This is a genomic window from Rhizobium sp. BK491, from assembly GCF_014194925.1.
Taxonomy (GTDB): Bacteria; Pseudomonadota; Alphaproteobacteria; order Rhizobiales; family Rhizobiaceae; genus Rhizobium.
In genome coordinates this window covers 1-13,370 of sequence record NZ_JACIAR010000029.1, presented here as the reverse complement: position 1 = coordinate 13,370, position 13,370 = coordinate 1, and the positions used below count along the sequence as shown (strand labels likewise).

The 13,370-nt window shown below is 57.5% G+C and carries 15 protein-coding genes and 1 pseudogene; 14 read left to right on the top strand and 2 right to left on the bottom strand.

What is annotated here, in order from left to right:
- The 13 genes and pseudogenes from FHX05_RS30700 to FHX05_RS29925 all read left to right on the top strand — a co-directional run.
- A pseudogene (locus FHX05_RS30700) lies at positions 1-92 on the top strand (alpha/beta hydrolase); the annotation flags it as partial.
- Positions 93-511: 419 nt separating this feature from the next.
- Positions 512-1,126: a cupin domain-containing protein gene (locus tag FHX05_RS29980; RefSeq protein WP_113233132.1), complete on the top strand. Its 615-nt coding sequence runs from the start codon at positions 512-514 to the stop codon at positions 1,124-1,126.
- 122 nt (positions 1,127-1,248) lie between these two features.
- Entirely contained in the window at positions 1,249-2,190 is a 942-nt protein-coding gene (locus FHX05_RS29975; protein ID WP_183876486.1) for a substrate-binding domain-containing protein, read from the top strand.
- 89 nt (positions 2,191-2,279) lie between these two features.
- Positions 2,280-3,077, top strand: a complete 798-nt coding sequence (locus FHX05_RS29970) for an ATP-binding cassette domain-containing protein (protein ID WP_112610954.1) — start codon at positions 2,280-2,282, stop codon at positions 3,075-3,077.
- 2 nt (positions 3,078-3,079) lie between these two features.
- Positions 3,080-4,087 (top strand): ABC transporter permease, encoded by a 1,008-nt coding sequence (locus FHX05_RS29965; protein ID WP_246699172.1) that lies wholly within the window; start codon positions 3,080-3,082, stop codon positions 4,085-4,087.
- A 5-nt stretch (positions 4,088-4,092) separates the two neighbouring features.
- On the top strand, positions 4,093-5,181 hold the full coding sequence (locus tag FHX05_RS29960) for a phosphotriesterase (RefSeq protein WP_183876490.1): 1,089 nt from the start codon (positions 4,093-4,095) through the stop codon (positions 5,179-5,181).
- Positions 5,182-5,207: 26 nt separating this feature from the next.
- Entirely contained in the window at positions 5,208-5,978 is a 771-nt protein-coding gene (locus FHX05_RS29955; protein WP_112610928.1) for a glutamine amidotransferase, read from the top strand.
- 5 nt (positions 5,979-5,983) lie between these two features.
- Positions 5,984-6,898: a ribokinase gene (locus FHX05_RS29950; RefSeq protein WP_183876482.1), complete on the top strand. Its 915-nt coding sequence runs from the start codon at positions 5,984-5,986 to the stop codon at positions 6,896-6,898.
- Positions 6,895-7,737: a BtpA/SgcQ family protein gene (locus tag FHX05_RS29945; protein ID WP_183876480.1), complete on the top strand. Its 843-nt coding sequence runs from the start codon at positions 6,895-6,897 to the stop codon at positions 7,735-7,737. Before FHX05_RS29950 ends, FHX05_RS29945 begins: the two co-directional genes overlap by 4 nt.
- Positions 7,734-8,996, top strand: a complete 1,263-nt coding sequence (locus FHX05_RS29940) for a Zn-dependent hydrolase (protein ID WP_183876478.1) — start codon at positions 7,734-7,736, stop codon at positions 8,994-8,996. The genes FHX05_RS29945 and FHX05_RS29940 overlap by 4 nt, the downstream gene beginning before the upstream one ends.
- Before the next feature lie 310 nt (positions 8,997-9,306).
- Entirely contained in the window at positions 9,307-9,564 is a 258-nt protein-coding gene (locus FHX05_RS29935) for a type II toxin-antitoxin system prevent-host-death family antitoxin (protein WP_174178596.1), read from the top strand.
- Positions 9,561-9,944, top strand: coding sequence for a type II toxin-antitoxin system VapC family toxin (locus tag FHX05_RS29930; protein WP_183876476.1), 384 nt, complete (start codon positions 9,561-9,563; stop codon positions 9,942-9,944). Before FHX05_RS29935 ends, FHX05_RS29930 begins: the two co-directional genes overlap by 4 nt.
- A gap of 435 nt (positions 9,945-10,379) precedes the next feature.
- Positions 10,380-10,979, top strand: coding sequence for a TetR/AcrR family transcriptional regulator (locus tag FHX05_RS29925; RefSeq protein WP_183876475.1), 600 nt, complete (start codon positions 10,380-10,382; stop codon positions 10,977-10,979).
- 4 nt (positions 10,980-10,983) lie between these two features.
- On the opposite strand, the gene FHX05_RS29920 is transcribed toward FHX05_RS29925, so the two are convergent.
- Together FHX05_RS29920 and FHX05_RS29915 are read right to left on the bottom strand one after the other, a co-directional pair.
- Positions 10,984-11,853: an NAD(P)H-binding protein gene (locus tag FHX05_RS29920; RefSeq protein ID WP_183876473.1), complete on the bottom strand. Its 870-nt coding sequence runs from the start codon at positions 11,851-11,853 to the stop codon at positions 10,984-10,986.
- Entirely contained in the window at positions 11,853-12,689 is an 837-nt protein-coding gene (locus tag FHX05_RS29915) for an SGNH/GDSL hydrolase family protein (protein WP_246699170.1), read from the bottom strand. The genes FHX05_RS29920 and FHX05_RS29915 overlap by 1 nt, the downstream gene beginning before the upstream one ends.
- A gap of 279 nt (positions 12,690-12,968) precedes the next feature.
- Here FHX05_RS29915 and FHX05_RS29910 point away from each other — a divergent pair, with 279 nt between their 5' ends.
- Positions 12,969-13,190 (top strand): hypothetical protein, encoded by a 222-nt coding sequence (locus FHX05_RS29910; RefSeq protein WP_183876471.1) that lies wholly within the window; start codon positions 12,969-12,971, stop codon positions 13,188-13,190.
- The last annotated feature ends 180 nt before the right edge of the window (positions 13,191-13,370 follow it).

The window sequence follows — 13,370 nt, the reverse complement described above, 5'->3', positions numbered from 1 at the left end:
CGCTTAAAACCTACCCCGGCTATCCCCATGGCATGCTGACCACGCACGCGGATGTCCTCAACCCCGACCTGCTCTCGTTCATCAGGTCCTGACGACATCGACCAGACCGCGACCGTCATCCACGACAGAGGATCTGTCACCCGGCACTGCCGGGTGACAGCTGTTGGCGCTGGCACGTGGAGCCATCCCGAAGTGTGCTTCCGGCCTTTAGGTAACCTCAGGCAAACCGGAAGGCTGGCGGAATTCCGCTCCCTACTTTCTACTGATGTAATATGCATCAGGGCGACGAATTATTTTTTCTCGCCTGCTTTAACAACTCCCAAGGAAATCTAAGCGTTCAAGGCGTATGTGGTCGCGAGGGGCTCAGCGTGCGTTATTCCGCGAAGAATTAGGTGCCATGGCTCGAAAGCGCCAACTGGGCACGCACGGTACCGCTATCCATGTCCCTAGACAGACGCAGAGGGCTGGCGTTAAGCTCTGGCTTTGCAACAGCGATACCAGAATCATGAACATGATTGGATCCCCCGGGAAATCGGGAGAAGACAACGAGGAAAAGATACTGACCAATCCGGCGCGGCTTGGAGGCCGTCTGAGGCTGGCCAGGCAAACCCGGGGCTTGACCCTCAAGGCTCTTGCGCTGGCTGCGGATTGCTCTGAAAGTCTGCTGTCGAAGATTGAGAACGGCAAGGCATCACCCTCGTTACCAATGTTGCATAGACTTGTCGGTGTTCTGGGTACGAATATTGGCTGGATGTTCGAGGAGGCCGACGGTGAAGAAGGCATTGTCTTCCGTTCCGGGACAAGGCCTTTGATTGGACTCGACCCATTGCGCAGAGGGGAAGGCATCTCTCTCGAACGGATTATCCCCTATTCGCAAGGTCATCTGCTTCAATGCAACATCCACCACATTGAGGCCGGTGGCCAAAGTGCCGGGCCGATCCAGCATGTCGGCGAGGAGGTTGGATACGTTCTTGCCGGCGAGATCGAACTTATGGTCGGTGAACGCACGTTCCGGCTTTCCGTCGGCGACAGCTTCGTCTTCAACTCCGAACTACCCCATTGGTATCGCAATGTGGGATCAGAACGCGCAAGCATCTTCTGGGTGAATACGCCGGCGACCTTCTAGCACCGCCACTGGCTGTGAAAACGAACTCGCGATCATCTTCAAAGTCGCCAATTCAAGTCACTTGACAATCATTCAAGTTACTTGAATACTCCCCATGCAATCCAAAAACATGGGGAACGATCATGCATCTCAAGAAATACCTGTTCGGTTGCGCGATTTGTGCAACCGTAGCATTTGCCTGCAGTGCCGGCGCCGCGATGGCGAATACGCTGGCTCTCGTAACGATCAACCAGCAGGCTCTCTTCTTCAACCAGATCAATGACGGCGCCAAGGAGGCGGCAAAGAAGGCCGGCGCCGACCTTGTCATATTCAACGCCAACAACGTGCCCAGCGCGCAGAATGATGCCATCGAGAACTACATAACCCAGAAGGTCGACGGCATCATCTTGGTCGCCATCGACGTAAACGGTGTGAAGCCGGCAATCACCGCCGCCAAGAAGGCCGGCATCCCGGTCATCGCCATCGATGCCCAGATTCCAAACGGCGACAACATCGCCTTCGTGGGTGTCGACAATACCAAGGCGGGCGAGGAGATCGGCAAATTCTATTCCGACTACGTCAAGGATAAGATGGGCGGCAGCGCCAAAGTCGGCGTTGTCGGCGCACTGAACTCCTTCATTCAGAATCAGCGTCTCGATGGATTCAAGGCGGCGGTAAAGGCTGGTGGCCAGAAGGTCGACTTCCTCGATACCGTGGACGGCCAGAACGTGCAGGATGTTGCGCTCAGCGCGGCGGAAAATCTCATTACCGCCAATCCCGACATGACGACGTTGTATGCAACCGGTGAGCCCGCACTCCTTGGCGCCGTTGCCGCCGTTGCCAGCCAGGGCAAAACGGGTAACGTCAAGGTCTTCGGCTGGGATCTGACCAAGCAGGCGGTCGAAGGCATCGATCAGGGTTGGGTGACAGCCGTTATCCAGCAGGATCCGGCCGGCGAAGGCAAGGCGGCCGTCGAAGCGCTCGTCAAGGTGAAAAAGGGCGAGAAGATCGATCCGATTATCAATGTGCCGGTGACCATCGTCACCAAGGAGAATGTCGACAAGTTCCGGGGCATGTTCAAATAGCTCCCGCATCTCGTCACGTCATGGCCGATCGCATCGGCCATGACGTTGTGGCATCATGGCTGAGGCCATTTCCGCAAGGCAGCATTGATATGACAAACGCTGATACCTACCGCGTTAGGATGACCGGCATTTCCAAACGCTATGGCACGATGCAGTCGTTGGACAATGTATCGTTGACCTTGAAGCCGGGCGAGGTCCTCGGCCTTGTCGGTGACAACGGTGCCGGCAAATCGACCTTGAGCAAGGTTCTTTCAGGCGCGGTGATCCCGGATTCGGGAACGATCGAGATCGACGGCAAACCGGTTTCCTTTGCCTCGCCCGCTGACGCACGCGCCGCGCACGTCGAGATGGTCTATCAGGACCTATCCCTCTGCGACACGGTCGATGTGGCGGGCAATCTCTTCCTTGGGCGTGAACCGAAATGGAAGCTTGCGGGCATCCCAATCCTCGACAAGAAGACCATGCATGAACGGGCGCGCCATATGCTGGAAGGGCTCGGCATCGTCATTCCGGACACGCATCTGAAGGTCGAGAATCTCTCAGGCGGCCAACGCCAGTCCATCGCGATCGGCCGTGCGGCATCATTCAATCCATCGGTCCTCATCATGGACGAGCCAACGGCCGCCCTGGCGGTTGCCGAAGTCGAGGCGGTGCTGGAGCTCATCCGCACGGTTAGCGCCCGTGGTGTCAGTGTCATTCTGATTACGCATCGGCTGCAGGATCTTTTCCTCGTCTGCGATCGCATCCAGGTCATGTATGAGGGGCAGAACGTCGCTGAGCGCCTCATCGCTGAAACGAATATAGAAGAAGTCGTCAACCTGATCGTCGGTCGCAAGTTCTCCGCACGCTCGGCCGGTCGACATACCGAGCGAGGCGCTTCCGTATGACCATGACATCCTCTCACGCCCAAACCGCCCCCTCATCCCGTTTGCGCAAGGCTCGCCTCTATGACAAGGCGATAGCTAATGGCGGCATCGTTTCGATCGCCCTGTTTTTCATCGCGGTCTGCATTTTCTTCTCCCTCTTTACAAACGTTTTTCTGACGACTCCCAATCTCTTGAACGTGGTCAGACAATCCGCCCCCTTGTTGATCGTGGCGGCGGCCATGACTTTCGTCATCACGACAGGCGGTATCGATCTTTCGGTCGGATCCATATTGGCTCTTGCCGCAACGCTTTCGGCCGCCTGCCTTCAGGCTGGAATCGCATGGCCGATTGTCGTCGTTCTGATGATGCTTCTTGGGGCGGCGACCGGATTAATCCAGGGATATTTCATCGCCTATGAGCGGATCCCCGCCTTCATCGTCACGCTGGCTGGACTATCGGTCATCAGGGGCCTGGCACTGCTTATCACCGGTGGCTACTCGATTCCTGTCGATCCGCAGAGCCCGTTCACCGCAATCGGCCAAGCCTGGTTCGTTGGCATTCCTGCCCCCGCGATCATCGCGATCGTTGCCCTCATCGCGGCCTATATCGCCTTCAACGAAACGCCGTTCGGGCGATACGTTACCGGTATTGGTGCCAATGCCGAGGCGGTGCGCCGCGCCGGAGTCAACACGCGGCGCGTCACCCTATTCGTCTATGTGATATCGGGTGTCGCAGCCTCCATCGCCGGCATCATTCTTGCCGCGCGCCTGGGTTCCGGCTCCTCCAATGCCGGGCAAGGCTTCGAGCTCGATGTCATTGCCGCAGTTGTCCTCGGCGGTACGAGCCTGTTCGGCGGGCGCGGTTCAGTGGTCGGAACGGTGCTCGGAGCACTGACGGTTGCCGTTATCGCCAACGGCCTGATCCTCTCGCACATGTCGCCCTTCTTCACGCCGATCGTCACCGGGGTCATCATCCTCGTGGCAATCTGGTTGAACTTCCGCCTTTTCAAGGGCGCAGCAAGGGGCCGCTAAGCATGATGGATCATCTCTTTGCCGAGGGGCCTGGAACGCGTCATGCCATTGGCGTTCATACCGGATGCGCAATGACCGTGCTTGGCCCCATCCCGGTCACGGAAATGGGCGTGACGCTCATGCATGAGCATATCTTCCTGGATGGAGCGAGCTCCTGGAGGTGCCCTTGCCATCCCGACGAAAAGGCGATCGCCGAACAGCCGGTTGGAATAGAGATCATTGGCGAGTTGCGGATGAACCCCTATATGAACCGCGACAACGTCTCGCTGGACGATCAGGATCTCGCCCTTGCCGAGCTTTCTCGCTTCCAGAAGCTTGGTGGCCATACCGTTGTGGAAACCACCAACTTTGGCATAGGGCGCAATCCTGAACAGTTGCGCCGTATCGCCCGCATGTCCGGCCTTAAGATCATCATGGGAACCGGCTTCTATCTCGAGCATACGCATCCCCTGTGGCTGAAGGACATGGATCTGGACGAGGTCACCGCCTTCATCGTCAACGACGTCGGTGGTGGCGAAACCCAGCCAGACATCATGGCAGGCATCATCGGTGAGGTCGGCGTCAGCAAGGACTTTACGGCCCAGGAGCAAAAATCCCTGAGGGCATCGGCGCGAGCCTCGCGGTTGACCGGCCTGCCATTATCGATCCATTTGCCGGGATGGGAGCGCCTTGCCCATCGGGTGCTGGATGTGGTCGAGGAAGAAGGCGCGGATCTTCGTCACACCGTGCTCTGCCACATGAACCCCAGTCATAACGATCTTCAATATCAAAAGAGCCTGGCGCAACGCGGTGCTTTCCTGGAATATGACATGATCGGCATGGATTATTATTACGCCGATCAGGATGCTCAATCGCCATCGGACGAGGAGAACGCAAGGGCGATCAGAGCGCTCGTGGAGCTGGGCTTTGCCGATCGGCTGCTTCTGTCTCAGGACGTCTTTCTCAAGATCATGCTGACCCGTTACGGCGGCTTCGGCTATGGCTATATTCTCAAGCATTTCCTGCCGCGACTGAAGCGCCACGGTGTCGATCAGCAGGCAATCGACCAAATGCTGATCACCAATCCCCAATCGGTATTTTCCGCCTCGGCCTGAAGGTCGGGTGCATCCAAGGAGCAGACATGAGCAAGAAAAAGGTTCTTCTGGCGGGTGAATCATGGGTTTCGACCGCCACCCATATCAAGGGTTTCGATCAGTTTCCGACGGTGACCTATCACACCGGTGCCGACGAATTGCTGAAGGCATTGAAGGACAGCGCCTTTGACGTCACCTTCATGCCTGCCCATGAGGCGCAACGTGATTTTCCGCTGACAGCCGAAGCACTCGCGGAATATGACGCCATCGTTCTGTCCGATATCGGCGCAAACACGCTGCTATTGCACCCTGATACCTGGATTCATTCCAAGAGGACCCCGAACCGGCTGAAGCTGTTGCGCGATTACGTTACAAATGGCGGCGCGCTGCTGATGTTCGGCGGCTATTACAGCTTCCAAGGCATCAATGGCGGCGCGCGCTATCATAAAACGCCGGTGGAGGAGGTGCTGCCGGTAACCTGCCTTGCCTTCGATGACCGCGTTGAAGTTCCCGAGGGGTTTTCGCCCGTTGTGACGGGCAATGACACCCACCCGGTTCTCAAGGGCCTCGGAAAAGATTGGCCCTATCTTCTCGGCTTCAACGAGGTGAAGGTGAAGCAAGGAGCTGACGTGCTTGCGACGGTTTCAGGCGAATATGGTTCGCAGCCACTTTTGGTAACGGGCACCTATGGCGCCGGCAGAACACTCGTCTGGACTTCGGATGTCGGTCCACACTGGCTGCCGCCGGAGTTCATTGCATGGAACGGCTACAAGACGCTCTTCGAGCAGATGCTGGCCTGGGCAACGTTCAAGGACTGACGCCCATGCGCCTCCATGTCGTCGGCAATGTCTGCGTCGATACGAGCTTCCGCCTGCCGCGACTGCCGCGCCCGGGGGAAACGCTCAACGCGACCTCGATCGTTGAAGGCATCGGGGGCAAGGGTGCCAATCAAGCCGTTGCGGCGGCGCGAAGCGGCGCAGTTGTGTGCTTCTGGAGCGCACTTGGCGACGGCGACATGGCCGGTGGCGTGACGGAGATGCTGAAGAGCGACCTTGAGGTCGATCGACTGATGCGCCTGCCTCTCCCCACCGACCGTTCGACGATCCTGTTGGAAGAAGGCGGCGAAAACACCATCGTCAGCGCCGTCGCCTGTGCGCAAGCTTTCGATCCGATCCGGCAATCGGCTTTGACGCAGACCTGGAGCAAGGGCGACATCCTCCTGATGCAGGGCAACCTCTCCAGGGAGGCCACCGCCGCCTGTCTGGAACTTGCCGGAAGGTCAGGTCTGACGACGGTGCTCAATGCCAGTCCGCTATCGGACATGACCGTCGAGGATCTTGCCGATGTGGATCTTGTCATCGTCAACCAAGGCGAAGCTTCTGCGCTGACAGGCATGGAAAGCCTAACCGCAGCAGCAGACCTGCTTTTCGGCAACGGTGCGAGAAGCGCCGTCGTGACACTTGGAAGCCAAGGTAGCCTCATATGGGATCGAGCGGATCATGCGCCTGTTATCCTCACAGCGCCCACGAGTGCGGTGGTTGATACTAGCGGTGCGGGTGACTGCTTTGCGGGCGTCCTCGTCGGCCTGCTCGCACAAGGGAGATCCCTGATTGCAGCTGCAAAAGTGGCAACCACGGCTGCAGGCGTATCAGTCGGTCGCCTTGGGACGCTCGCCTCCTACCCCTCACGGGCGGAAATTTCGGAAATCATCAAGAAATCAGAACTGGAAAACACATGAGTGGGACAATGAAGCCCATCGGGCAGGTAGCTGGCAACGCGCTCATCGATCTTTTCGGGCGCGAAAAGGCGATCATTGGCGTCGTTCATCTGGCGCCGCTTCCCGGCGCGCCGCGCTATTCGGGCGACGAGATTGAGACCGTCTACCAGCGCGGACTTGACGATGCCCGCGCCTACCTTGCGGGCGGCTGCGACGCCGTGATCATCGAGAACCATGGCGACATTCCCTTTTCCAAGCCCGATGATATCGGCCCTGAAACCTCAGCTTACATGGCCGTCATCTCCGATCGCATCCGCCGTGAACTCGGCGGTCCGATCGGCATCAATGTTCTTGCCAATGCCGCCATTCCGGCGCTTGCAATCGCCAGTGCCGCGGGCGCGGGCTTCGTTCGCGTCAATCAATGGGCAAACGCCTATGTCGCCAATGAAGGCTTTATCGAGGGCGAAGCGGCCCGCGCAATGCGCTATCGCGCAAGGCTCAATGCCCATGGCATCCGCGTCTTTGCCGATGCGCATGTCAAACATGGCGCGCATGCCATCGTTGCGGACCGACCGATCGAAGAACAGGTCAAAGATCTTGTTTTCTTCGACGCAGATGTGGTTATCGCCACAGGGCAAAGGACGGGCCATGTAGCCGATCTCGACTACATCAGAATGATCAAGCAGGCGGCGGGCCTGCCGACACTCGTCGGCAGCGGCGTGACGCCGGATAATGGTAACGACATTCTGTCGGTAGCCGATGGCGTGATCATTGCAAGCTCGCTGAAGTATGACGGCGTCTGGTGGAATGCGGTCGACCCGCTGCGCGTGACGAACTTCGTGGCAGGCATCCGCCGATGAATGCATGCCCGAAGATCAATGCGCCGCGCCTGCTGCAGCGCATTGCCGATTTTGCAGCCATCGGAGCGACGGCAGCGGGTGGAGTGAACCGTCAGGCGCTGAGCGCGGACGATCGCGCAGCCCGACGGCTGCTTGCGGAACTGGCCGCTGCACGGGGATTTGACATCTATCAGGATGCGGTAGCCAACCTATTCATCCGGCGCGAGGGACGCGATCCTTCACTTCCGCCCGTGCTGATCGGCAGCCATCTCGACAGTCAGCCTACAGGAGGCAGGTTCGATGGTGCGCTCGGCACACTGTCTGCCTTCGAAGTGCTGGAAGCCCTGGATGACGCAGCGCTAGCCACGGAGCGATCCGTGGAAGTGGTGTCGTGGACCAATGAGGAAGGCAGCCGCTTTTCTCCCGGTTGCATGGGTTCAATGGCCTTTGTCGGCGCGGGCGACATACTGGGTTGGCAGGACATGCGTGGCGTCGACGGAGCGAGATTTGGCGATGAACTGGCAGCAACATTGAATGCGCTGCCGGAAGCTGTGGCGCGGCCGATTGGCCATTCCGTTTCCGCCTTAGTTGAAGTGCACATCGAGCAAGGCCCTGTGCTTGAACGCATGGGCGTGCCGATCGGCATCGTCACCGGCGTCCAGGGAACCAAGTGGCTAGAGATATCCTTCACCGGCGAAGCAGCCCATGCCGGTACGACACCACTGGAATTCCGCAGGGATCCGATGGCGGCAGCGGTCACCGCGATCGCGCACCTGCAGCAAGTCGTCATGCCTGCTGATCCGCTGGCGCGGCTGACGGTTGGTCGCATGACCATCGAACCCAGTTCAGTCAACGTCATCCCGAGCAAAGTCACGTTCACAGTCGACATTCGTCATCCGCGGGAAGACGCGCTTTCTTCCATACAAGCCCAGATCGATGCTGAATGCCGCGCGTCGGCCAAGCACCATATGGTCGATGTGCATATCGAAAAACGCTTCGACTTGGCTCCCGGACAATTCGACATGACAATCGTCGATGTGATCGACAATGCATGCGAAAGGCTCGGCGTTTCCAACATGAAATTGGTTTCCGGCGCCTTCCACGATGCACTTTTCGTCAGCCGCGTTGCACCGACAGCGATGATCTTTGTTCCATGCCGCGACGGTATCAGTCACAACGAAGCTGAATTCGTCACCTCAGAGCATATCGAGATAGGCGCAAAGGTCCTGCTCGAGACCGCTCTATCTCTGGCTCGAGGACCAATCCTCAACGCTCCTTAAGGGTGACCGAAGATAGCAACACGACAAGAATAAAACTGAGAGATGCGAACACGCGCCCTGATTGACCGCCACGATTTGAACTACCTCGCTGCATCGCTTTGAACCAATTCGAACCGGCCACCCCATTAGTACAAACCCCATCTGTCTGAATTTCCTAAGTAACAGATACCGGCTTTTGCCCGATTGGGATGTCCGATTTGGGGGCGCCTGCGGTCTGTCTTCGCCACGGGTGCGCCCGCAGCCTTGACTTAGACCAAGTCATAGACCATTTCTTTGGAGGAATATGGGAAAGCTTAAAGGAGTCCAACTGATGCGCGTGTCTGTGAGCGAGGCCAAAGGACAACTCACTGAGTTGGTGAAGCGAGCCGAAGCAGGAGATGAGGTCATCCTAACCCGTCGCGGCCATGAGATCGTGCGCCTGGTCGCCGTTGCAGTCTCACCCGGCCTGAAGGGGCGGCGCGCATTGATGGAGAAAGCCAAGGCATCGGCCATAGCCAAGGCGCTTCAAGGACCAGCGGCCGCCCGCAGCCAAGACTTTCTTTATGACGATGACGGGATGCCGGCATGATTGCAGTTGATACATCGGCTCTCATGGCAATTGTCCTCGACGAGGCGCAGGGCGAAGCTTGCATGAGGGCGATCGAGGAGGCTGATCGACTGTTGATTTCGGCCGGCACCGTCGCTGAGGCCCTCATCGTAGCCTCACGACGCAATGTCGGCGAAGAAGTCGGCCTACTCATTTCAGGCCTCGGCTTCGAGATCGTGTCCGTAACAGCTGCCGCCGCCCGTCGAGTGGCCCATGCCTACGGCCGATGGGGCAAGGGTGTTCACCCGGCTGGACTGAACTATGGTGATTGCTTTTCGTATGAAGTCGCCAAAGAGCACGATTGTCCTCTGCTTTATGTGGGCGAAGATTTCACCCAGACTGACGTTCGGCGGGCTCGTTAGCACCTCTTCACAATCTAAACGGGTGAACTAACTGGCAGTTGAAGAGCCGTAGAGCGTCCAATTCACGTCTATGCTCTTGAAGGGATTTGAACGACCGACCCTGCTGTTGCAAACACTATCCGTTTGAAATTCCTGAGTAGTGGACAGCCACTTTATTTACGCAGAATGACTGATTCAGGGCCGGAAGGGGACTGACGAGTTTCGGTATCCAATCTGCAATAGCGGCTATTCATCGATGAATCTATGAGCGGCAGCTTCCGAACTCATAGCAGACATTGAAGCGGACTTGGCCATTCCGTGAAGCTGCTGGTCATTCGTCCTCGATTTTCGATGTCAATTTTGTTTAAGCGGCCGACGACAAAGCCCTGAAAGTTGTCAAATGCCCCACTGCATTGCGTCCTTTACCTGCCACTGCCAACTTGATATTTTCACCCGATGATAGGCAACGCCAACATTTCGGCCCGGCGCATTCCAAGGCAGCACCGCTCACGGCAGACTGTTGAGGCTGTCCTTGCTGCAGTGCCCCTGGTCGTGAAGCGGCACGGGATCGCATCAATCACGACGAACCGTATTGCTGAGGTCGCAGGGGTCAGTATTGGCTCACTCTATCAATATTTCCCGGACAAGAGGTCGGTTTTCAGCGCATTGCATGAGCGCCACGTCGGGGACGTTCGAAACATACTGGAACGCAATATTGCAGCCCACAAGTCATCGTCTTTCAGCGAATTAGTGGTCGATCTCGTTGAAGAGCTTGTTGATCTACATTCCATCGAGACGGAATTGCACCAGTTGGTTTCCGCATCGGTTAATGAGGGCCCAGAGCATTTTCGCCGCGCGCTGCGAGCGGCATTTGAACGGGCCATCGCCCAGTGCGGCTCTGGAAACATAAACCGCGTCCTCTTCGTCCTGCCAAGTCTGGTCGAAGGCGTCGTCCACGGAGTAACATTATCGCCATTCACGTCTCGCGAGGCGAAGGGCGAAGCGATGAAGGCGACTCTCGCCTACCTGTCCGTTCATCCCGAACTGGGCCGGTAAAAGGTCATCGGGATCGACCTGTTCTGTCGACAAAATAGCTGATGTTTTCGCCTATCCAATCGCCAAAGCTCTTTGGTGGGCATCCGAGCACTTGCTGCACGCCATCGCTGACGGTGGCGAGCCGACCCTCTCGAATGGCCCGCCAGATATCGACCAGCGCCTCGGCGTCGGCGCGATCGGCCCACGTCGACAGGCCCGCCATCGCATCGGCGTCCGATAGTATTTCATAATGAATGGAGCTGCCCGTGGCCGCCCCGATGGCCGTAGCCATCTCCCTATAGCTCAGAGCTTCGGGGCCCGTAATGACCAGCGCGTCATTCAGGGCTTTCCCATGAGACAAAGCCGACACGACCACCTCGGCAATATCGTCGGGGTGTATGAAGGCAATCTTCCCTTCGCCAGTCGATGAGGAAAGCACCCCGTCGTCGCGGATCGAATCCGCCCAGCTCAACGCATTCGACATGAACGCCGCTGCCTGGATGAACGTGTAAGGCACGCCACTGTTTCGAATAGCGGCCTCTCCGCGCGCGTGCCACCGGCCGGTTCCAACGCCGGTTTTGACGTCGAGCGTTGAGAGTTTGACGAGATGCTGGATGCCAGCGTCGCACGCCGCCAGCGCACAGGCGCGGTCCCGCTCGCCCAGGTCTGGGCCGGTGTTGACCAGGAAAAGAGCGTCACACCCTTCAAATGCGTCCGTCAGATCGGTGCGGGAGCCTGCGAGGTCGCCCACCCGGATCTCTGCGTGATCGCCATATAGCTTCCGTGCTTTCCTGGCATCGCGGACGAGCACGCAGGGCGTCTCGCCTGCATCGAGAAGGCGATTTGCGACCAGAGAACCGACATTCCCGGTCGCGCCAGTGACAAGGTATTTCATCACAGCTCGCTCCAGGACCGAACGATTTCGAGCGCAACCCTCTGCTGTCCCGCCTGCGTGAAGTGAAGCCCATCCTCCATCAGCAATTCATTCAGCGACGATGCGTCGAGCCCTTGAAACAAATCGACGACCGGATCACCCAGACTGCGCATGGCCCTTGCAACCTGCGCGATATCTTCGTTGCGAAAGCGGACACCGAAGTGAGACAGCGCCCAATGTCTGGCTACCTGGCTTTCATTTACCGCGGCCGGTGTGATCCACAAGCATCGCGCTTCTGTCTCGCTCATGACGCGAGAGCGGAGTTCTATAAGATTTCGAGCAGTTTCTTCGTGATGAACGATCGTCTTGGTGGGTTCAGTGCCCTGCGTCCTTGCGTCGTTCAATCCGAGGAAAAATAAGACCCAATCCGGACTGCCGGCCAGCACTTCACTGATCCGGACCAGCCCGTGGGTGGTCGTATCGCCACTGACGGCACTTGCCACGACAGAGATGTTGTCGCTGGGCCGCCGCACTAGAATCAGCTCTTGCAGGATGACTGCCCAGGACTGGGGATCCGATGTCCGGCTATCGCCAAAAGCGAAGACTCGCGCGTTTTTGCGCAGGGGGAGCCGGTCAATCATTGCGCAGACGTCGGGTTCAGTCAGGAGCATTCGCGCCGACGTCTTCGCCCCCGCAGTGAGCTTGGCAAGTTCTGTTGAATAGTAGTCCGGGTCGAGCCCCAGCAAAGCGGCTCGGGCTTGCTGAGTGAGCGATACCGCTCCCGGCAGCGACGCTACCGTTCTCTCAGGTTGAAAGACCTTCACCATCCAATGCATTTGCTCATTTGACATTTTCATCAGAGTGAGTTCCCCAGGTTTTAATTCACTGCCAGCAAGTTATCGGTCAAGTAACTGATCGTCAGCTCGCGTTTGGACGTGATAAAACCGTTGGAAATGATGTGCGGTGGGAAGCGTTGCTCAGATTTCCTCGAGCTGTACGGCTCGACCGCCGTATTCATGTCGTCGAAGACGCCGCACTCGCCTACTGCTCAAAGCGGTCAGTGAAACCAACTGACAAATGTCCGCTTCTGGAAATCCCGCCTCTAGGGTGGACAGCACAATGGCTGTAGAACTGCAGTGACTGACGCACATCCCCTTGCTAAACGTCTTGCTCAGAAGCAATCAGGCAGGAACCACCCCATTTCAGTCATAGCACCGACCAAAGCAGAAGGTCTGCTTTCGGCATTCGCCAAGACCGCGCTGACGACAGAAATGAAGGCGCAAAGCAGTCGCCTCGAGCTTGGCTGCCATCCAACTTTTTTAACAACCCACAGCAAAAATTCGGATCTGTTGATGTGATGGGATCCGAACTTGCGACCCGAGATCTCGAGAGCCTGATTGTTAGCTAGCTAAATATTATCAACCTATTTCCGAGCGAAATATACTAATATTTTCAATTAGTTATAAACTGCAATGGTGGTGCAATAGAGCGGACCTGTTTGTCGAATTCCACGACGCTTTAACCTGGACTTTCATTTG

Coding starts and splice junctions, on each gene's coding strand:
- FHX05_RS29980 (WP_113233132.1), top strand. CDS start 512: ATGATTGGATCCCCCGGGAAATCGGGAGAAGACAACGAGGAAAAGATA.
- FHX05_RS29975 (WP_183876486.1), top strand. CDS start 1,249: ATGCATCTCAAGAAATACCTGTTCGGTTGCGCGATTTGTGCAACCGTA.
- FHX05_RS29970 (WP_112610954.1), top strand. CDS start 2,280: ATGACAAACGCTGATACCTACCGCGTTAGGATGACCGGCATTTCCAAA.
- FHX05_RS29965 (WP_246699172.1), top strand. CDS start 3,080: ATGACATCCTCTCACGCCCAAACCGCCCCCTCATCCCGTTTGCGCAAG.
- FHX05_RS29960 (WP_183876490.1), top strand. CDS start 4,093: ATGGATCATCTCTTTGCCGAGGGGCCTGGAACGCGTCATGCCATTGGC.
- FHX05_RS29955 (WP_112610928.1), top strand. CDS start 5,208: ATGAGCAAGAAAAAGGTTCTTCTGGCGGGTGAATCATGGGTTTCGACC.
- FHX05_RS29950 (WP_183876482.1), top strand. CDS start 5,984: ATGCGCCTCCATGTCGTCGGCAATGTCTGCGTCGATACGAGCTTCCGC.
- FHX05_RS29945 (WP_183876480.1), top strand. CDS start 6,895: ATGAGTGGGACAATGAAGCCCATCGGGCAGGTAGCTGGCAACGCGCTC.
- FHX05_RS29940 (WP_183876478.1), top strand. CDS start 7,734: ATGAATGCATGCCCGAAGATCAATGCGCCGCGCCTGCTGCAGCGCATT.
- FHX05_RS29935 (WP_174178596.1), top strand. CDS start 9,307: ATGCGCGTGTCTGTGAGCGAGGCCAAAGGACAACTCACTGAGTTGGTG.
- FHX05_RS29930 (WP_183876476.1), top strand. CDS start 9,561: ATGATTGCAGTTGATACATCGGCTCTCATGGCAATTGTCCTCGACGAG.
- FHX05_RS29925 (WP_183876475.1), top strand. CDS start 10,380: ATGATAGGCAACGCCAACATTTCGGCCCGGCGCATTCCAAGGCAGCAC.
- FHX05_RS29920 (WP_183876473.1), bottom strand. CDS start 11,853: ATGAAATACCTTGTCACTGGCGCGACCGGGAATGTCGGTTCTCTGGTC.
- FHX05_RS29915 (WP_246699170.1), bottom strand. CDS start 12,689: ATGAAAATGTCAAATGAGCAAATGCATTGGATGGTGAAGGTCTTTCAA.